The organism is Bradyrhizobium sp. LB8.2, assembly GCF_040548035.1.
Taxonomy (GTDB): domain Bacteria; phylum Pseudomonadota; class Alphaproteobacteria; order Rhizobiales; family Xanthobacteraceae; genus Bradyrhizobium.
On record NZ_JBEPQV010000003.1, the window covers coordinates 87,518 to 105,931 of the forward strand.

At 63.9% G+C, this 18,414-nt stretch carries 21 protein-coding genes; 8 read left to right on the plus strand and 13 right to left on the minus strand.

Going from position 1 to position 18,414, the window contains the following annotated elements:
* Positions 1-29 precede the first annotated feature (29 nt).
* Positions 30-2,717 (minus strand): sensor domain-containing protein, encoded by a 2,688-nt coding sequence (locus ABIB06_RS04885; protein ID WP_354044963.1) that lies wholly within the window; start codon positions 2,715-2,717, stop codon positions 30-32.
* Positions 2,718-2,919: 202 nt separating this feature from the next.
* Between ABIB06_RS04885 and ABIB06_RS04890 the strand changes: the two genes are divergently transcribed.
* A complete protein-coding gene (locus tag ABIB06_RS04890) occupies positions 2,920-4,035 on the plus strand; it encodes an NAD(P)/FAD-dependent oxidoreductase (protein ID WP_247447512.1) in 1,116 nt (371 codons plus the stop codon).
* A 92-nt stretch (positions 4,036-4,127) separates the two neighbouring features.
* Here the strand turns inward: ABIB06_RS04890 and ABIB06_RS04895 are convergent, their stop codons facing one another.
* Positions 4,128-4,307, minus strand: a complete 180-nt coding sequence (locus ABIB06_RS04895) for a YdcH family protein (RefSeq protein WP_247343151.1) — start codon at positions 4,305-4,307, stop codon at positions 4,128-4,130.
* 335 nt (positions 4,308-4,642) lie between these two features.
* On the opposite strand from ABIB06_RS04895, the gene ABIB06_RS04900 reads away from it, so the two are divergent.
* The 3 genes from ABIB06_RS04900 (at position 4,643) to ABIB06_RS04910 (ending at position 5,461) form a co-directional block, all read left to right on the plus strand.
* The gene (locus ABIB06_RS04900) at positions 4,643-4,849 is read left to right on the plus strand and encodes a YdcH family protein (RefSeq protein WP_247343148.1); all 207 of its coding nucleotides are present in this window, start codon (positions 4,643-4,645) and stop codon (positions 4,847-4,849) included.
* A 118-nt stretch (positions 4,850-4,967) separates the two neighbouring features.
* The gene (locus ABIB06_RS04905; RefSeq protein WP_354044961.1) at positions 4,968-5,186 is read left to right on the plus strand and encodes a hypothetical protein; all 219 of its coding nucleotides are present in this window, start codon (positions 4,968-4,970) and stop codon (positions 5,184-5,186) included.
* A gap of 23 nt (positions 5,187-5,209) precedes the next feature.
* Complete coding sequence (locus tag ABIB06_RS04910; protein WP_354044959.1) at positions 5,210-5,461, plus strand: hypothetical protein; 252 nt, start codon at positions 5,210-5,212, stop codon at positions 5,459-5,461.
* Between the two features lie 2 nt (positions 5,462-5,463).
* Here the strand turns inward: ABIB06_RS04910 and ABIB06_RS04915 are convergent, their stop codons facing one another.
* Positions 5,464-6,201: a GGDEF domain-containing protein gene (locus ABIB06_RS04915; RefSeq protein ID WP_354044957.1), complete on the minus strand. Its 738-nt coding sequence runs from the start codon at positions 6,199-6,201 to the stop codon at positions 5,464-5,466.
* A gap of 141 nt (positions 6,202-6,342) precedes the next feature.
* Here ABIB06_RS04915 and purE point away from each other — a divergent pair, with 141 nt between their 5' ends.
* Positions 6,343-6,831, plus strand: a complete 489-nt coding sequence (gene purE, locus ABIB06_RS04920) for a 5-(carboxyamino)imidazole ribonucleotide mutase (protein WP_354044955.1) — start codon at positions 6,343-6,345, stop codon at positions 6,829-6,831.
* Complete coding sequence (locus ABIB06_RS04925; protein WP_354044953.1) at positions 6,828-7,934, plus strand: 5-(carboxyamino)imidazole ribonucleotide synthase; 1,107 nt, start codon at positions 6,828-6,830, stop codon at positions 7,932-7,934. Before purE ends, ABIB06_RS04925 begins: the two co-directional genes overlap by 4 nt.
* A gap of 36 nt (positions 7,935-7,970) precedes the next feature.
* On the opposite strand, the gene aqpZ is transcribed toward ABIB06_RS04925, so the two are convergent.
* Entirely contained in the window at positions 7,971-8,693 is a 723-nt protein-coding gene (gene aqpZ, locus ABIB06_RS04930) for an aquaporin Z (RefSeq protein ID WP_247343127.1), read from the minus strand.
* Between the two features lie 261 nt (positions 8,694-8,954).
* On the opposite strand from aqpZ, the gene rpsU reads away from it, so the two are divergent.
* Positions 8,955-9,269, plus strand: coding sequence for a 30S ribosomal protein S21 (gene rpsU, locus ABIB06_RS04935; protein ID WP_007614218.1), 315 nt, complete (start codon positions 8,955-8,957; stop codon positions 9,267-9,269).
* 126 nt (positions 9,270-9,395) lie between these two features.
* On the plus strand, positions 9,396-10,046 hold the full coding sequence (locus ABIB06_RS04940) for a tetratricopeptide repeat protein (protein ID WP_354044950.1): 651 nt from the start codon (positions 9,396-9,398) through the stop codon (positions 10,044-10,046).
* 27 nt (positions 10,047-10,073) lie between these two features.
* Here ABIB06_RS04940 and ABIB06_RS04945 read toward each other — a convergent pair whose 3' ends face one another.
* The 9 genes from ABIB06_RS04945 to ABIB06_RS04985 form a co-directional block, all read right to left on the minus strand.
* On the minus strand, positions 10,074-11,054 hold the full coding sequence (locus ABIB06_RS04945; protein WP_354044948.1) for a hypothetical protein: 981 nt from the start codon (positions 11,052-11,054) through the stop codon (positions 10,074-10,076).
* A gap of 92 nt (positions 11,055-11,146) precedes the next feature.
* The gene (locus ABIB06_RS04950) at positions 11,147-11,434 is read right to left on the minus strand and encodes a cupin domain-containing protein (RefSeq protein ID WP_354044947.1); all 288 of its coding nucleotides are present in this window, start codon (positions 11,432-11,434) and stop codon (positions 11,147-11,149) included.
* A gap of 35 nt (positions 11,435-11,469) precedes the next feature.
* A complete protein-coding gene (locus tag ABIB06_RS04955) occupies positions 11,470-12,567 on the minus strand; it encodes a calcium:cation antiporter (RefSeq protein ID WP_354044945.1) in 1,098 nt (365 codons plus the stop codon).
* 139 nt (positions 12,568-12,706) lie between these two features.
* Entirely contained in the window at positions 12,707-14,188 is a 1,482-nt protein-coding gene (locus tag ABIB06_RS04960; RefSeq protein WP_354044943.1) for a sodium:proton antiporter, read from the minus strand.
* On the minus strand, positions 14,142-14,939 hold the full coding sequence (locus tag ABIB06_RS04965) for an alpha/beta hydrolase (protein ID WP_354044941.1): 798 nt from the start codon (positions 14,937-14,939) through the stop codon (positions 14,142-14,144). The genes ABIB06_RS04960 and ABIB06_RS04965 overlap by 47 nt, the downstream gene beginning before the upstream one ends.
* Before the next feature lie 173 nt (positions 14,940-15,112).
* Positions 15,113-16,513, minus strand: a complete 1,401-nt coding sequence (locus ABIB06_RS04970) for an NAD(P)(+) transhydrogenase (Re/Si-specific) subunit beta (RefSeq protein ID WP_354044939.1) — start codon at positions 16,511-16,513, stop codon at positions 15,113-15,115.
* A gap of 39 nt (positions 16,514-16,552) precedes the next feature.
* Complete coding sequence (locus ABIB06_RS04975; protein ID WP_247447502.1) at positions 16,553-16,870, minus strand: proton-translocating transhydrogenase family protein; 318 nt, start codon at positions 16,868-16,870, stop codon at positions 16,553-16,555.
* 11 nt (positions 16,871-16,881) lie between these two features.
* Positions 16,882-18,009, minus strand: a complete 1,128-nt coding sequence (locus ABIB06_RS04980) for a Re/Si-specific NAD(P)(+) transhydrogenase subunit alpha (RefSeq protein WP_354044936.1) — start codon at positions 18,007-18,009, stop codon at positions 16,882-16,884.
* Positions 18,010-18,146: 137 nt separating this feature from the next.
* Positions 18,147-18,299 carry an aa3-type cytochrome c oxidase subunit IV gene (locus tag ABIB06_RS04985; protein WP_354044935.1) on the minus strand — a complete coding sequence of 51 codons (153 nt, stop codon included), beginning with the start codon at positions 18,297-18,299 and terminating at the stop codon, positions 18,147-18,149.
* Positions 18,300-18,414: the final 115 nt, after the last annotated feature.

An 18,414-nucleotide genomic window follows, 5' to 3' on the forward strand; every position in this document is an offset into this window, starting at 1 on the left:
GTCGAGAAGGAGCGAAACGCTCGCCATCTCTAGCCGGTCTTGAGCGCAAGCTCCATGACTTCAGCGCGGCCGACGAGGCCGGCATATTTCCCGATCGGCAGGGGCTTGCCGAGCAGATAGCCCTGCACGCCGTCACATCCTTCCTCGGCGAGAAAGGCGAGCTGTTCGAGCGTCTCGACGCCCTCGGCGACGATCGACATTTCCAGGCCATGGCCGAGATCGATCACCGCGCGCACGATCGCCGCCGATTGCGGGTTGCGGCCGAGATTGATGATGAAGGCGCGATCGATCTTGATCTTGTCGAACGGGAACGCCTGGAGATAGCTCAGCGAGGAATAACCGCTGCCGAAATCGTCCATCGAAATGCGTACGCCAAGCGCTTTGAGCCGCCGCAGCAGCGCAAGTCCGCGATCAAAGTCCTCGATCAGCACGCCCTCGGTGATCTCGAGCTCGAGCCGGCCGGGTGCGAGACCCGTCTCGATCAGGATCGAATGGACCAGCCCGACCACGTCGCCGTGCATGAACTGCGCCGGAGACAGATTGACCGCGACCTGGAGCGGCTTCGGCCAGGACGCTGCCTCGCGGCAGGCCTCGCGCAGGATCCACTCGCCCATCTCGACGATGAGGCCGCTTTCCTCCGCGATCGGGATGAATTCGGCCGGGGAGACCTGGCCGCGCACCGGATGCTGCCAGCGCGCCAGTGCCTCGAAGCCGATGATCTCGCTCTCGGCGACGCTGTGGCCCGTGGCGCCCTGCGGCTGGAACGCCAGCGAAAGCTCGCCGTTCTTGATCGCCATCGAGAGGTCCTGATGCAGCACGCGGCGATCGCGGATCTGCTGGTCCATCTCCGGCTGGAAGAGGCTGATCGTGCCGCGCGACTTCTGCTTGGCGCGGAACAGCGCCGCGCCGGCATTGGCGAGCAGCGAGGCGCCGTCGGTGCCGTTGTGCGGGAAGATCGACATGCCCGTGGTGACACCGGCGCGGACCGGGCGGCCGTCGATCTGGAATTCCTTGGCGACGGCATCACCGATCTGCTGCGCCAGCGCGAGACCTGCCTCAGGTTGTTTGCCATCGATGATCAGGCCGAACTCGTCGCCGGACAGACGTGCCACCACGCCGCCGCGCGCGGAGTCCTGGAGCCGCTGGGCCACCTCGACCAGAAGCTTGTCGCCGTGCGCATGACCGAAGACGTCGTTGACCTCCTTGAGACCGTCGAGGTCGACGCACAGAACGGCAAACTCCTCGCCGGTGCCTTCGCAGGCCTCGATCATCTGGGTCAGCGCCTGCAAGAAAGCGGCACGGTTCGGCAAATCGGTGAGGCCGTCATGATAGGCCATGTGCGCCATGCGCGACTCGGTCTGCCGGCGATCGGTGACGTCCTCGTGGGTCTTGATCAGATATTGCGGCTCGCCGGCGTCGCTCAGCACGGTGGCGCGGCGGGTGAGGAACAGTCGCAGGCCGTCCTTGGTCGAGATCGGATGCTCTTCGGTGATCATCCCGCGCTTCTTGATCGCGGCTTCGTCGCGCGCGATGATCAGCTTGGCTTCCTTGGGATTGAAGATGTCGGACGCGGTCAGGCCCGTGGCGTCCTCGCGTCTGCGGTTCAGGATCGTCTCCGCGCTGCGGTTGGCGAGCAGATAGCGGCCGTCCTTGACCTGCTCGACGATCAGCGCCACCGGGATGTTGTCGACCACGAGCTCCAAGAACTTCTTCGTGCTCTCCAGCTCCTGCGACAGCGAGCGGCGGTCGGTGATGTCCTCGAACACCACCAGCAGGAATTCAGGCTTGTTGCTCTCGTTGCGGACCACGATCCGGATCGAGGCCACCATGCGCTGGGTCGCGCCGCGCTCGACCTCGAATTCGTTGCGGTACTGGCCAGCGGGCGCGATGAGCGCAGCCCGATCGGTCGCCTCGATGCTGGCCGCTGAATTCGGCCCGAACAGCTCGCGCGCGTTCTTGCCGACAACCTGGTCCCGCGAAAATCCCCAGAAGCGCTCATAGGCGCTGTTGGCGAAGATGTAGCGGCCATCCTCGATGCTCTTCGCGGCCACGCAGGCCGGCACGTTGTCCAGCACCGTTTCCAGGAACTGCTTGGTGGAGGCGAGCTGCCGCGACAGCCTACGCTGCTCGCTAACGTCCAGATGCGTCGCCACCGAGCCGCCGTTGGGCAGCACGAAATATTTTACCAGGATGGCCCGCCCGTCCGGCAGTTCGGTGATCAAGCCGTTGGTGCTTGCCGCCTTTTCGTAGAACTCGTCGTCGGAGGCGACGCCGAGGACGCCACGCTTGCGCCGCAACGCGAGGATGTCGGGTCCCGTCATGCCCGACCAGAGCTCTGAGCGGCCGAGGCTGTAAATCTCGAGATAGCGGTCGTTGCAGAAGATGACGCGCCGCTGCGCATCCGTCATCACCACGCCCTGGTTGAGATTGTTCATGGCGGAGGAGATGAAGGCATTGCGCCGCAGCTGCAGACGCCTGGTCCGGCGCAGCGAGGAATGGATCCACAGCGCGATCGCGGCGAGGAACGAGCAGATGACGACACCCGCGATCAAGGCTTCCCAGATCACGTTGGGATTGAGCTCGCCGAGATAGCTCGGCGGGGCGAAGCTGTCGGAGAGGGCAAAGGCGCGCGCAGGCGCGACGGCTGCGGCCAGGCACACGACGGCCTGCACCGCAATCGGAAGCGTGCTGCCCACGTGCCAGTTCTTCTCAGCCATCAGCCACCCGCGATTTCAACGTCGGATTGTCTGGCCTCGCCGGTTTGGATCGGGTAAACGCCTGTACGTGCAACGGAAAAATGTGACGCCAAATACGGCAATTGCCCTGACATGATAAATGCCTCCTTAACGGAAAACGCCCCCGCGCCGTCCTCCCCAGGCCTGAGGCCTCCTTCGCTTCGAGCGGACGTCCTGCGCAGCCATGGATAGGGTCGACTGCGTCGTCATCGGAGCCGGCGTGGTCGGGCTCGCGGTGGCTAGAAAGCTGGCGCAAGCCGGGCGCGAGGTGATCGTGCTCGAGGAAGCCGAGGCCATCGGCACCATCACCTCCTCGCGCAACAGCGAGGTGATCCATGCCGGCATCTACTACCGCGCCGGGAGCTGGATGGCGCGCATGTGCGTCGACGGCAAGCACGCGCTCTACCGCTACTGCTCCGAGCGCGGCATCCCGCACAGAAATTGCGGCAAGCTGATCGTCGCGACCAATCCGAAAGAGACCGAGAAGCTGCAATCGATCAAGGCGCATGCCGAAGCCAATGGCGTGCTCGACATGCAGCTGCTCACGGGCGAGGCGGCATGCGCGCTGGAGCCGGCGCTTGCCTGCGACGCCGCGCTGCTGTCCCCGTCGACCGGCATCATCGACAGCCACGCCTACATGCTCTCGCTGCGCGGTGAAGCCGAGGACGCGGGTGCGGCCTTCGCGTTTCACACCCCGCTGATCCGCGCCAAGGCGACCGCCGGCGTCATCGAGATCGAAGCGGGCGGCGAAGCGCCGATGACGCTGCAATGCAGCCTCCTCGTCAACGCCGCGGGGCTCTCGGCGACCACGGTAGCGCGCAACATCGACGGCATGCCGCTGGACCGGATTCCGCGGGCCTATCTCGCCAAGGGAAACTACTTCAGCTGCAATGCGAGGGCGCCGTTCTCGCGCCTGATCTATCCGGTGCCCGAGCCCGGCGGGCTAGGGGTGCACCTGACGCTGGACATGGCAGGGCAGGCACGCTTCGGCCCTGACGTCGAATGGATCGAGACGATCGACTACGAGGTCGACCCGTCACGCGCCGAGCGCTTCTACCCGGCGATCCGCAAATACTGGCCGACGCTGCCTGACGACGCGCTCATGCCGAGCTATTCGGGCATCCGCCCGAAGATCGTGCCGCCGGCGGTGGCCACGCAGGATTTCTTGATGCAGGGCCCGCGCGATCACGGCGTCGAAGGCCTGGTCAATCTGTTCGGCATCGAGTCGCCCGGATTGACGTCATCGCTCGCGATCGCGGATCACGTCGCCGAACTCGCAGGGCTCGGTCTCGCGCAATGATTGCGCGGCGCGCGCCTTGCCGCAAGGATGAGCGCAAAGGCTCTCACCCCTGCGTGAAAGGGTACGATCAACTTTACGCTATTACGGGGTTACTAGTGGAGCGTGTCGCCGTGCCTGAGACGCTCGATCTGGTCCTTGACCATCAACTTCCGGCGCTTCAACTCAACAATTTGCAGGTCGTCTGTTGAAAGGTGCACGAGAGCTTCGTGCAGTTCGTTTTCGAGAACTTTGTGCTTCCGCTCCAATTCAACGAGATGTGCCTGAATTGTCATTCGAAACCTCCTCGGTAGTTTGAACCTTTAGGATTCGATCCGGACAAGGAAGTCTACATCACCGATTCGTTCTGTCGATGGGGTATCCGTCGTCGCACCGTCATTTTTGAAAATTCATATGTAACGAAGCGTGAGCAAGGGAACCACGCAGGAAAAATCCATGATATCAACGTGCTTGCGCAGCGCCGTCGCAAGCCGCAGAAATATGTTGCGGGAGATCGGCGAGCGATGGTCGCAGATCGCTTGCGATCACGCCGCGCAAGGACGATAATTTCCACAGGGCATCCACAGCCTTAATCTCTCTCACGCCTATCGGTTTTTCGGCCACCGCAAACATGACCAATGAAGACGAGCGCGAACTCGAATCCGAGCTCGCCCGGTTGCACCAGGAACACCGAGATCTCGATGCGGCGATCGATGCACTGCATCAATCGCCCGCCCCCGACCTGTTGCGGTTACAGCGGCTGAAGAAGCGCAAGCTGTTGTTGCGCGACCGTATCGCGTTCATCGAAGATCAGATCACGCCGGACATCATCGCCTGATCCACCGGGGATGGCTTTGCGGTAGCCCGCCGCACGAGAATCCGCTTGACTCCAAAAGAACAAAATAAGAACATTTGGGCACCGAGCGCCCCCAGGAAAATGCCCAAGGAAAACGCAGATGTCGGCAACCGCCCTTCTCGACAACAGCCATTATGAACAAGCCTGCGATCAGGCGATCGCCATGTGCGACGGCAATCTGCGCAGCACCATCAAGGCGCTGATCATGGCCAATGAATATCTGGAGGCCGAGCTCGAGGAATTGCGGGCGGCGATTTCCGCCGGCTGCATTCCGGAGTCCTCACGCAGCACGATGCGGAGCAAGAGCGGCGCCGCCTGAGCTGCCAGCTATCGGAGCCGACCATGTCCGATGTCACCTATTACGTTGCATTACCCTTCCTGACCGACGACGACGGATCGCCGGTCGCAGGTGCGGCCGAAGAATGTCAGACCTCGGCGGCCGCGTTACGGCGCGCCGAGATTATGTCGCACAGCGCGGGCCACATCGGCGCGGTCGCGTTCAGCCGCAGCGGCGATCCCATGACCGGCGAATTCGGTGACGCCAAACTGCTCCGCCGCTTCGGCAACGTACCGGAAGACCTCGGCACACTCTGAAATCAGCTGCTGACGAGCCTGATGCGCGGTTCATGCCGCCGGTGCGCCTTGCGCACATACATGGCGGCGTCGGCCTCCTCCAGGGCGCGCGCGGCGTCGGACTGCATCCCTAGCAGGGCGACGCCGGCAGAGGCGCCCGCGCTCACGTGCTGACCGTGAAACACAAAGGACAATTCGTCGATGGCCTCCTCGAAGGCCGCGGCCTTTGCCTTGGCGTCGGTCTCGCTGAGATTCCAGAGCAGCAGCGCGAACTCGTCGCCGCCGAGCCGGCCGACCACGTCCGAGGCGCGGATCTGCCGCGCCAGCGTTGTGGCAATCGCCTTCAGCACCTCGTCGCCGGCGGCATGGCCGAAGGAATCGTTGATCGGCTTCAACCGATCGACATCGAGCACGATCAGCGCGCCGCTGGCGCGGTAACGCTTCATGTAGGCGACGGCGCGCGCGAGCTCGCGCTCGAAGCCGCGCCGGTTCGGAATCTCGAGCAGGAAGTCGGTGTCGGCGGCGGCTTCGAGTTCCGCGACCCGCCGCAGCGCCCCCTTGAGCTTGCTCCGGAGGTTGCGGATGGCCGTCTTGATGGCCGTCTTGGCGCCGTCATCGGCCGACGCTTCGCGCCGCGACGGTTTGATCGAACGCCCGGCCGGGCGCTTGGCCGGGCTTTTGGAGGCAGCTTTGGAGCGGCTGGCGCTGGTCTTCAGGCCCTTTTTGGCCTTCGCAGCGCTCGCCGTTTTTGGTTTCTTCATGGGCATCCTGCTCAATGAAGGCTTGCGGGGATTCACCAAGACAGGATAGTGCATTCGCTTCTCCTTGCCACCGCCTTGCGAGCCGCCGGCCGGAACCGTTAATCTGGCCTATCTTTCTGTTTTTCGAGCACAATTGACGTCATGACCGCGCCGATCGCCGTTATCATGGGAAGCCAGTCGGACTGGGACACGATGCGGCATGCCGCCGACACGCTTGCAGCGCTCGGCGTTGCCGCCGATACCCGCATCGTTTCGGCGCACCGCACCCCCGACCGGCTGTTTGCGTTCGCCAAGGGCGCCAAGGTGGCCGGTTACAAGGTCATCATCGCCGGCGCGGGTGGCGCTGCGCACCTGCCCGGCATGGCGGCGGCGCTGACGGAACTGCCCGTGTTCGGCGTTCCCGTCGAATCCAGGACGCTCAGGGGCATCGATTCGCTCTATTCGATCGTCCAGATGCCTGCGGGCATCCCGGTCGGAACCCTCGCCATCGGCAAGGCCGGCGCCATCAATGCGGCGCTGCTCGCGGCTGCCGTGCTGGCCTTGTCCGACCCGGCCTTGGCCGATCGCTTGGCCGCCTGGCGCAAGGCGCAGACCGAGGCGGTTGCCGAGCACCCGGAGGACAAGGCGTGACTGACGCAAAGCAGGTGAAGCTGAAGCCCGGCGACACCATCGGCATCCTCGGCGGCGGACAATTGGGGCGGATGCTGGCCATGGCGGCGGCCCGGCTCGGCCTGCGCTGCCAGGTGTTCTCGCCCGATCCGGATTCGCCGGCCTTCGACGTCGTCCTGAACGCGACCTGCGCCGAATATGCCGACGTCGAAGCGCTCGAGCTGTTCGCCAGCGACGTCAATGTCATCACCTATGAATTCGAGAACGTGCCGTCCGCGGCCGCGATGGTGCTGGATGCGCGCCGCCCCGTGCTGCCCAACCGCAAGATCCTCGAGACCACCCAGGACCGGCTCGCCGAGAAGGATTTCGTGACGCGGCTCGGCATCGGCACCGCAGCCTATGCCGACGTCACCTCGGTCTCGTCGTTGCGCGAGGCGATCGTCAGGATCGGCCTTCCGGCGGTGCTGAAGACCCGCCGCTTCGGCTATGACGGCAAGGGCCAGGCCATCATCCGCGAGGGCGACGACATCGCGAAAGTGTGGACCAGTCTCGCCACCAAATCGGCGATCCTGGAAGCCTTCGTGCCGTACGAGCGCGAGATTTCCGTGATCACCGCCCGTTCGGCCACAGGTCAGGTCGAGTGTTTTGACGTCACTGAAAACGAGCACCGCGATCACATCCTGAAGATTTCCCGTGCGCCCGCCCGGATCCCGGACGTGCTCGCCGAGGAAGCGCGCAGCATCGCCGGCAAGATCGCGAGCGCGCTCGATTATGTCGGCGTGCTCGCCGTCGAGATGTTCGTGCTCGCCAACGGCACCGGACCGAAGGTGCTGGTCAACGAGATCGCTCCGCGCGTGCACAATTCCGGACACTGGACGCTCGACGGTGCGTCAATTTCGCAGTTCGAGCAGCATATCCGCGCCATTGCCGGCTGGCCCCTCGGCAAGCCCGTGCGCCACGGCGAGGTCGTCACCATGACCAATCTGATCGGCGACGAGATCAAAGACTACGACAAGTGGCTGAGCGTGCCGGGCGCGACCGTGCACATCTACGGTAAGGGCGCGCCGCGCCCCGGCCGCAAGATGGGCCACGTCACCGAAGTGCGACCCACGACCGGCAAGTAACGGGACCGCGGCGCATGCCGCGATCCCGCTTTGCCGTTACGCCGTCTTCGCGCCCGCGACGACGCCGGTGGGCTCGTCGCTGAGCCAGCGATAGATCACCCCGCCCAGCGCGCCGCCGATCAGTGGCGCAACCCAGAACAACCAGAGCTGCGCTGTCGCCCAGCCGCCGACGAACAATGCGGGACCCGTGCTGCGCGCCGGGTTCACCGAAGTGTTAGTGACGGGGATGCTGACGAGATGGATCATCACCAGCGCGAGCCCGATCGCCAGCGGCGCAAAGCCCACGGGCGCACGGCCATGGGTGGCGCCCATGATGATGAACAGGAACATCATGGTCATCACCACTTCGGTGAGGAAGCACACGATCATGCTGTACTGGCCGGGCGAATGGGCGTCGTAACCGTTGGACGCGAATCCTTTGCTGACGTCGAAGCCGGGAGCTCCACTTGCGATGACGTAGAGGAGCCACGCGGCCACGATCGCGCCGGCCACCTGCGCGATCACATAGGGCAGGATCTGTCCGGCCGGAAAACGCCCGCCGGCAGCAAGACCGACCGTGACAGCCGGGTTGAGATGGCAGCCGGAGATGTGGCCGATCGCATAGGCCATGGTGACCACGCTCAGCCCGAATGCGAGGGAAACACCGACCAGACCGATACCAACCTGCGGAAAGCCGGCTGCGATCACCGCGCTCCCGCAACCTGCGAATGTGAGCCAAAAGGTGCCTATAGCCTCGGCCGCGTATTTTTTCATATCCATGTGTCGTCCCCTGCTTTCAAGGATTCCGGAACAAAGCTCCGGAGACGGCCCCGCCCTTGGCGTCAAATCTCCCAAATCAGGGCCGCACAGTGGTATTTTGCCTCATTTGATGGCTGAACTTGGCCCGAAAACGCGGTTGGTCGGTGGACATCCCCAGTTTTGTCTGATACATCCGCGCCCTCAAGGTTAAGGGCTTGCGCGTCTTCGCCATCCCCTTTGACTTACCAGAATTCAAATCCGATCCACTGAAGAGGATGCCGCGTGCAGGTTCTCGTCCGCGATAACAATGTCGATCAAGCCCTCAAGGCGCTGAAGAAGAAGATGCAGCGCGAGGGTATTTTCCGCGAGATGAAGCTCCGCGGTCACTACGAGAAGCCCTCCGAGAAGAAGGCCCGCGAAAAGGCCGAAGCCGTGCGCCGCGCGCGCAAGCTGGCCCGCAAGAAGCTGCAGCGCGAAGGCCTGCTGCCGATGAAGCCGAAGCCGGTGTTCGGCGCTGGCCCCGGCGGTGATCGTGGCGGTCGTGGCGGCCCGGGTGCTGGCGCTGGTGCAAGTGCTGGTCCGCGCGGACCGCGCTGATTTACCAGACCTGAAAAGACTACAGTTTTCGATGACGCGGGCCCCTGGTCCGCGTTATTGTTTTGTGAGCGGTGCCTTTCTGGGACGGGGCACTACCGATGCGGCACCAGCGCGAGCGAACCGTAGATGGCCTCCCCTTTCCCCAAGCGCCGCTTGGCGCGGTTCCGCCAGATCTGGCAGCAGCCGCTCGCGCTGGCCTTGACGGGGATTGCACTCTGCGGCTGCTCCTTCGATCTGGGATCGCTGATGCCGGAGAAGGAGAAGCCGCAGGAGGCGCCCAAGACTGCCACGATGGCTGAGAACGTGGTCAGCGCCAACAACGTCAGCGAAGCCCAGGCCCATACGGCAAAGGCCCAGGCCCTGGCAAAGTCCGGCGAGACGGCGGCCGCGCTCGATGAATTCAATCTCGCGGTCGGGCTCGATCCCTACAATGCGCAGGCGCTCTATGGCCGCGCCCTGATCTACCAAAGCAAAAACCAGCACGACTTCGCGATCGCCGATTTCAGCTCCGCGAGCGGACTAAACCCGCAGAAGGTCGAGCCGCTGCTCGGCCGCGCCAACAGCTATCTCGCCCTCGGCAAGGTCAAGGAAGCTGCGGCCGATCTGGATGAGGCTTCCGAGGCCGATCCGCACAATGCCCAGGTCTGGAGCACACGCGGACAAGCCTATGAAAGGCTGGGCGACAGGACCAAGGCGGCGGCGTCCTACACCAAGGCGGTCTCGCTTCGTCCGCGCGACGATGCCGCCCGCAGCGGCCTCGCCCGCGTCGGCGGCTGACGATACTGGCGCAACGCAGGCCCCGTCTTAATCCGGGGTGTCGCTCTTCGGTAGAACGGAATGGAACATGGACTTGACGCCCGACAGCATGTCGTCGGCGACATTGGTCTTCGGCCGCGGCATGGACGCGCCCGCATCGGCGCGCAGATCGAGCGGGGGCGCTATCATCGGGACTGGAATATCAGCCGGCGGCGTCAACCGATTCGGGTTCTCGTTGCCGACCGAGGCCGTGTAGGGCGGGCTCGCCTGCGAGCCACCATTGCCATAGGCCTCGGGTGCGGGCGTCGAGACCGTGATCGGCGGCGGCAACGGCCGTACCATCGACGGGTCCATGGGGATAATACGCGGGGCTTCCGGGGTGCGGGCGGCTTCCCGCACGGCAGGCTCCTGGGTCCTCTCGACCGACTTGGTTTCGGAAGACTTGGTCTCGGAAGATTTAGTTTCGGAAGGCTTGGTCTCGAAGGACTTGGCCTCAATCGCTTTGCCCTCAGGCGACTTGCGCAGGCGCTCGATCGCAGCGCGCACAAGATCGTTGGCATCGGCGGTTGCAGCCGGAGCGGCAGCAGCCGGCGCCGAATTGGCCTCCACCACCGGGGCGGAGGGAGCGGGTGCCGTGACAGCCGGGTTGGACTTGGCGACCGCCTTCTCGCGCGCGGACGTCTTACCGCGCGGGGCGGGCTCGGCCGGCGCTACGTCCGCAGTCGCCTTCTCAGTGGTCTTCTCAGTCGTCTTGGGCTCAGCGCCCGGCTGCTCGGCAGTCTTCTCGGCCGCCGGCTTGTCCGTCACGCTCTTCTCGGAGATGCCCTTGGCTTTGACGCCGTGCGCCGGGAGGTTGGCCACATCGGCGGGCTTGCCGTTCTTGCCGGCCTCGGCAGGCGCCATCACGGCCGACGGCGCATCCGCCGCCGGCTTGGCGTTGATGTAGTGATTAACGATGTATGCCCCGATGATCGTTGCGAGCACCGAGGGGAAGATGTCCATCGAAATTTTAGCGACGTATTTCAGCATTCCGGCCACTCCCCGCGCGATCTGATGCGGGAACTTTGAGGCATAGTGAGGGATCAACTGCGACGGATCAATGGCAAAGAAGTACGCCGGACTTACGGCTTCAGCTCGATCTCAAGGAACACGATCTCGGTTGCGGTTTCGTTAAGCACGTCGTGTCGGACGCCCGCCTTGCGAAAGTAGGATTTTCCAGCCGCAAGCTGCTGCGCCTTGGACCGCTCGTCATTTGGCGCCACGATGGTCATTTCCCCCGCGACGATGGGAACAATGACGTAGTCCATGCCGTGGGTGTGATGCCCGGTGGCGCTGTTTGGAGCGAGCCGCCACTCCGTCACCCGAACCTGCTCATTGTCGACCTGAACCTCGGACTTGGCGGCAAGCATCGGAACTCTCCTGGGGCATGATCCCGAAAACCGGTTCAGGGCACGAAAACCATGAACACGTAGACGGCAAATACCACCATATGGACCAGCCCGAACAGAACATTGGTCCTACCCGTACCGAAGGTCAGCATACTCAGGAAGAAGGTCAGGAGCAAAAGGACGCTGCCCTGGGCGCTAAGACCGAGCTTGAGTTCCTTGTCGAGCGCATAGGTAGCGACACCGACGGCCGGGAAGGTCAGCCCGATGGTGGCCAGCGACGAGCCCAGCGCGAGATTGATGCTCTTCTGGAGGTCGTTCTTGCGGGCCGCCGAGACGGCCGCGACGCCTTCCGGCAGCAGGATCAAAAGCGCGACCAGAAGTCCGGCAAAGGCAGGCGGCGCACCGATCCTGGCCGCAACGGCGTCGACCACCAGCGAGAATTTCTTGGACAGCAGCACGACCGCCAGCAGCGCAATCAGCAGCAGCACGACGCTGAGCACCAAGGTCCGGCCCGACAGATGCGCCTCGCCGATCCTGCCATCCTCCCGTTCGTGAACGAAGTAATCCTTGTGCAGCACGGTCTGGGTGTAGAGAAACACCCCATACAGCGCGAGCGTAACCACGTCGACGAAGCCGAGTTGAATCGCCGAATAGACCGGGCCCGGCGTGGTGGTCGTGTAGTTCGGCATGATCAGGGTGATGGTCGCGAGCGCGAACAGCACGCTGAGATAGACGTTGGCGCCGGAGAGCTGAAAGCCCTGCTCGCGATAGCGCAGGCCGCCGATGAAGATGCAGAGCCCGACAAGGCCGTTGCAGACGATCATCACCACGGCGAACACGGTGTCGCGCGCCAGTTCGGGGGCAGGCTTGTCGCCCAGCATGATCGTGGTGATCAGCGCCACCTCGATGATGGTCACCGAGAGAGTCAGCACCAGCGTGCCATAGGGTTCGCCGACCCGTTCGGCGATCACTTCGGCATGATGAACCGCGGCAAAGACGGTGCCGAACAGGATGACGAGGAGCACGATGGCGAAGAAGAGCCCGCCAAACGACAGCGTGAACACATAGCCCGTCGCGCTGACGGCTACAAACAACAGCACAGCCAGGGCCGGAAAGATCCAGGCCGACCGGGGCATCGGACTATGCGCGCTCATCTATCGGCTCCAACTGCTTCGCGCACGATCCGGAAAAATGTATCGCGGCTTTCCGAAAGGATCATGCTCAAACGAAAAGCCCAGGGTGCGACGATATTCATCGCACCTTGGGCGAGCAGTGGCAAATCGGTCGGCAGATTCAAAGCAAGTGCAGGATCGGCGCGAGCGGCAGCAGCGTCAGCAGCAGGAACAGCGGGATCAGCACCGCGCTGGCGCGCACGAAATAACCGAAGAAGCTCGGCATCTCGATGCCGTTCTCGCTGGCGATGCTGCTCACCATGAAGTTCGGCGCATTGCCGATATAGGTGAGCGCGCCCATGTAGACCGCGCCCATGGAGATGGACGCAAGCGTGCCCGAGAGCTCATGCATCAGCACCTGCGGCTCGCCGCCGGCGAGCTCGAAGAACAACAGATAGGTCGGCGCATTATCGAGGAACGCCGACATCAGGCCGGTGAACCAGAAATAGGCAACCTCGCGCGGCGTGCCGTCCGGCGCCGTCACGGCCGACAACAGCCAGGCGAAGGCACCGTGATGGCCGGCATCGAGCATAGCGATGACCGGGATGATCGCGACAAAAATGCCGGCGAACAGTTTTGCGACTTCGCGAATCGGCTCCCAAGTGAAGCCGTTGGCTTGCCTGTGCTCGTCCGGCGTCAACCACACCGACAGGGCCGCTATCGCCAGCAGCGCCGCGTTGCGGGCGATGTCTTCCAGCTCCAGCCTGGTTCCGAAAATGTCGAAGGCAATGCCGGGCTTCCACATCGCCGAGACCAGCAGGCTCGCGACGATGGCTGCGATCAGCACCAGGTTGACGAGGCCGCGGATGCGGACCGGCTTCGCGGCGCCGACGCCGCCGGGCAAGGGTTCGCTGCGGAAGCGCCAGACGTCGATGGCAACGAAGATCGCGAGCAGCAGTCCGGCAACGATCGCCGTCTGTAGCCAAATGGTCCGCGTGGTCCAGAAGAAGTCGACGCCATGCAGGAAGCCGACGAACAGCGGGGGATCGCCGAGCGGGCTCAGCGCACCGCCGACATTGGCAACCAGGATGATGAAAAAGATGACGACATGGACGTTGTGGCGCCGCGGCCGGTTGGCGCGGATCAAAGGCCGGATCAGGATCATGGCCGCCCCCGTGGTGCCGACGACACTCGCCATCAACGTGCCGAGCGCGAGGATGCCGGCATTCGCCGCCGGCGTCGCCTTGATGTCGCCCGTGACGAGAACTCCCCCGGCCACGACATAGAGCGAGAACAGCAGCACGATGAAACCGAGATATTCGGCGAGCATGGCGTGGACGAGTGCCGCCAGCGCCGCCATGCTCCCGGCCAAGACGACGAGCGAGGCGAGTGCCAGCAGCGACCAGGCCGCGGCGATCTTGCCGTAATGATGGTGCCAAAACCGTGCAAACAGCAGCGGGCCGAGCGCGATCGACAGCAGGAGGCCGCAAAAGGGCAGCGCATAGGGCCAGCGCATCGCCGCGCCGTCGAGTCCGGTCGCCGCCCATGCGTGCTGTGGCAACAACACGACCAGGATCGCGGCGATGAACCCGCTCCCGCACCGAACAACAAGCCGTCTAGGAAGCAATGAAGCGCCTCGCCGTTTCGATCGCACCGAAAGCATCGAGATTGTCGTGTCCGCCGCCCGCAAAGCGAACGAACTGCTTCGGTTCATGCGCGAGCGCGAACAGACGCTCTCCGAACACGATCGAAATGGCAAGGTCATTGGTGCCATGCATCACCAATAGCGGCACAGTGACGCGCGGGATGCGCTCATCGGAATGAAATGGATCTCGCATCAGCAGGCGCACCGGAACGAACCAGAATGATGAAGCAGCAATGTCGACCGTCGACGTATAGGGAGCTTCCAGGATGAGTTTTCCAACCCGATGCTGCGAGGCGATCGCGACCGCCACGCCGGTCCCGAGCGAAAAGCCCCAGCCGACGATTCGTTCCGCCGCATAGCGTGCAGTGGTGAAGGCGTAGGCGGCCGCTGCATCCTGCAGCAGGCCCTCCTCGCTCGGCGCACCGCTCGAGCCGGCATAGCCGCGATAGGACAGCGCGACGAGACCGGTGCCGTCCGCCGTCATGGCCTTGAAGCGGCTGACGCGACCGGCGAGATAATCGCCATTGCCCGGGAAATACAGGATCACGGGGCGGCCGGGCCTCGCCGGCACGTGCCAGACGATGACCTTCTCGCCGTCGGAGGTGGTCAGGACGTGCTCTTCGGCCTCGGGCAAGCCTGCGGCATCCGGCGCGGTGCGACCGACGGACGGAATCGGAAACAGCATCTCGCGCTGCCTGACATACAGCACGAGGACACCGCCGAGATAAACGGCCGCGAACAGGATGGCGATCCACTTGACGATGGTCATGATGACGCGGCCCCGTCCCCGTTCAGGACTTGCGACAACTCCGCAGCAATTTCATGACATCGCGTTGGAGGCTCGCCGGAACGTCGCGGCAACCGTAACGTCGCCTTGTGAGCGGCGTGCCAAGCGACGCGCTGCCCGCGCGTCGCTTTGGCCACGGCCCATTTCCTTCCGCGCTACATCGATTTGACGATGCTTTCGGTGACCTTCTTGGCGTCGCCGAGCAGCATCATGGTGTTGTCCCGGTAGAACAGCGGATTGTCGATGCCGGCATAGCCCGAAGCGAGCGAGCGCTTGATGAACATCACGGTGCCGGCCTTCCAGACCTGGAGCACCGGCATGCCGTAGATTGGCGAGGTCTTGTCGTCTTCGGCTGCCGGATTGGTAACGTCGTTGGCGCCGATCACGAAGGCGATGTCGGCCTGCGCGAACTCGGAGTTGATGTCCTCGAGCTCGAACACCTCGTCATAGGGCACGTTGGCTTCGGCAAGCAGCACGTTCATGTGGCCGGGCATGCGGCCGGCGACCGGGTGAATGGCGTATTTCACCTCGACGCCTTCCTTCTTCAGGATGTCACCCATTTCGCGCAGCGCATGCTGGGCCTGCGCCACTGCCATGCCGTAGCCGGGCACGATGATGACCTTCTGAGCGTTCTTCATGATGAAGGCCGCGTCGTCGGCCGAGCCGAGCTTGACCGGCTTCTGCTCGCCGCCGCCGCCACCGCCGGCCGCAGCGGTCTCGCCGCCGAAGCCGCCGAGGATGACCGAGATGAAGGACCGGTTCATCGCGTGGCACATGATGTAGGACAGGATCGCGCCCGACGATCCGACCAGCGCGCCGGTGATGATCAGTGCGGAATTGCCGAGAGTGAAGCCGATGCCGGCAGCCGCCCAGCCGGAGTAGGAGTTCAGCATCGAGATCACGACCGGCATGTCGGCGCCGCCGATCGGGATGATCATGAGCACACCGAGCGCCAGCGCGATAATGACGATCAGCCAGAAGTCGAGCGCGCTGCCCGACATCACCAGCCCGACGACGAAGACGACGAGCGCAATCGCGAGCGCGATGTTGATGATGTGGCGGAACGGCAGGATGATCGGCGCACCGCTCATCCGCGCGGACAGCTTCAGGAACGCGATCACCGAGCCGGTGAAGGTCAGCGCGCCGATGGCGACGCCGAGCGACATCTCGACCAGGCTCTGTGGGTGGATGTTGCCGGGGGTGCCGATGTCGAAGGCTTCGGGCGCGTAGAACGCGCCGGCAGCGACGAGCACCGCGGCCATGCCGACCAGAGAGTGGAAGGCGGCGACCAGTTCCGGCATCGAGGTCATCGGCACGCGGCGGGCGATCACCGCGCCGATCGCGCCGCCAATGGCGACACCTGATATCACGAGGATCCAGGCGACGCCGTCCGCCGGCGGATGGCTGGCGAGCGTGGTTGCGACCGCGATCCCCATGCCGATCATGCCGAACAGATTGCCCTGGCGCGACGACGCCGGGCTCGACAGCCCGCGCAGCGACAGGATGAACAGCACCCCCGCCACGAGATACAAGAATGCAGAGAGATTGGCGTTCATCTCAGGTCCCCATTGATCCCTTCAGCCCGAGGTGGCCGCTTACTTCGACTTCTTCTTGTACATCCCCAGCATGCGCTGGGTGACAAGGAAGCCGCCAAAGATGTTCACGCAGGCAAAGATGAGCGCGACGAAACCGAAGCCGCGCGCCCAGCCGGAGCCGCTCGAGATCATGCCGACGCCGACCGCCAGCAGCGCACCGACCACGATCACCGAGGAGATCGCGTTGGTCACGCTCATCAGCGGCGTATGCAGCGCCGGGGTCACCGACCACACCACGAAATAGCCGACGAAGACGGCGAGAACGAAAATCGACAGCCGGAAGACGAAGGGGTCAACGACCTGTGCAACATGCTCCATGGCGGCTCTCCTTACGCTTTCGGCTGGAAATTCGGATGAATCACGGCGCCGTCCCTGGTCAGCGCGGTCGCCTTCACGAGTTCGTCGTCCCAATTCACGGCCAGCGCCTTGTTGGTCTTGTCGAACATCGTTTCGATGAAATTGAACAAATTGCGCGCGTAGAGGCTGGAGGCCGACGCCGCGACGCGGCCGGCGACATTGGTGTAGCCGACGATCTTGATGCCATCGACGTCGGCGACTTCGCCCGGCCTTGCACCCTCGACATTGCCGCCGCGCTCGACGGCGAGATCGACCAGCACCGAACCCGGCTTCATCGACTTGACCATGTCGGCCGTGACCAGCTTCGGCGCCGGCCGGCCCGGAATCAGTGCCGTCGTGATCACGATGTCCTGCTTCTTGATGTGCTCGGCGGTCAGCGCGGCCTGCTTGGCCTGATACTCTTTCGACATTTCCTTGGCGTAGCCGCCGGCGGTCTGCGCGTTCTTGAATTCCTCGTCCTCGACGGCGAGGAATTTTGCGCCGAGCGATTCCACCTGCTCCTTGGTCGCCGGCCGTACGTCGGTCGCGGTGACGATGGCACCGAGCCGGCGCGCGGTCGCGATCGCCTGGAGGCCGGCGACGCCAACGCCCATCACGAAAACCTTGGCGGCAGGCACGGTGCCGGCCGCGGTCATCATCATCGGGAAGGCGCGGCCGAAGGCTTCGGCGCCCTCGATCACGGCACGGTAGCCGGCAAGATTAGCCTGCGAGGACAACACGTCCATTACCTGCGCGCGCGTGATGCGCGGCATCAATTCCATCGCGAAGGCAGAGACGCCGGCATCGGCGATCGTCTTCAGCGCGGCCTCATTGCCGTAGGGGTCCATGATGGCGATGACGAGCGCGCCGCGCTTGTACTGCGCCAACTCGGAGGCTTCAGGGCGCTTCACCTTGATGATGATGTCGGCGTCCTTCAGCGCGTCGGCGCTGACGGTGGCCCCCACGGCGGTGAATTCGGAATCCGGCAGGCCCGACTTGAGGCCGGCGCCCGGCTCAACGGCGATCTCGGCGCCCAACGCCTTGAACTTCTTCACCGTATCCGGCGAAGCGGCAACGCGCGGCTCCGACGGATCGATTTCCTTGGCAACGGCGATCTTCATAGGCCCTCCGGCGACGCGGGAAAAGCGCGCACGCGAACTTAGCGTTACTCCCGCAACGTTGGATACCGGTTTTGGAACCGGATTGTGTGCAAATTTTATGAGCAGCCGCCGGCGCTGGCGGATGCAGCCGGCGATAGTCAGGTCAGGAAGATCGCCATCAGGATCACGATGAGCGCGACCGAGATCGTGCCGTACTTCACCAGCTTGATGAAGCCCTCGTAGGTCTGCTCGTGGGCAACGTAGTCGTTGCCGTCGGCGGTGCTGTACGCCACTTTGCTATGATCAGCCATCAATTGTCCCCAGTCGAAAGTCGAATTTCATCGCTGGGATACCGCAAACCTTCGGGCAGGGCAACGGCAGGCAGGCGCGGTTTTGCGGCAAATCAGGTCATTTGGAATTCCGATT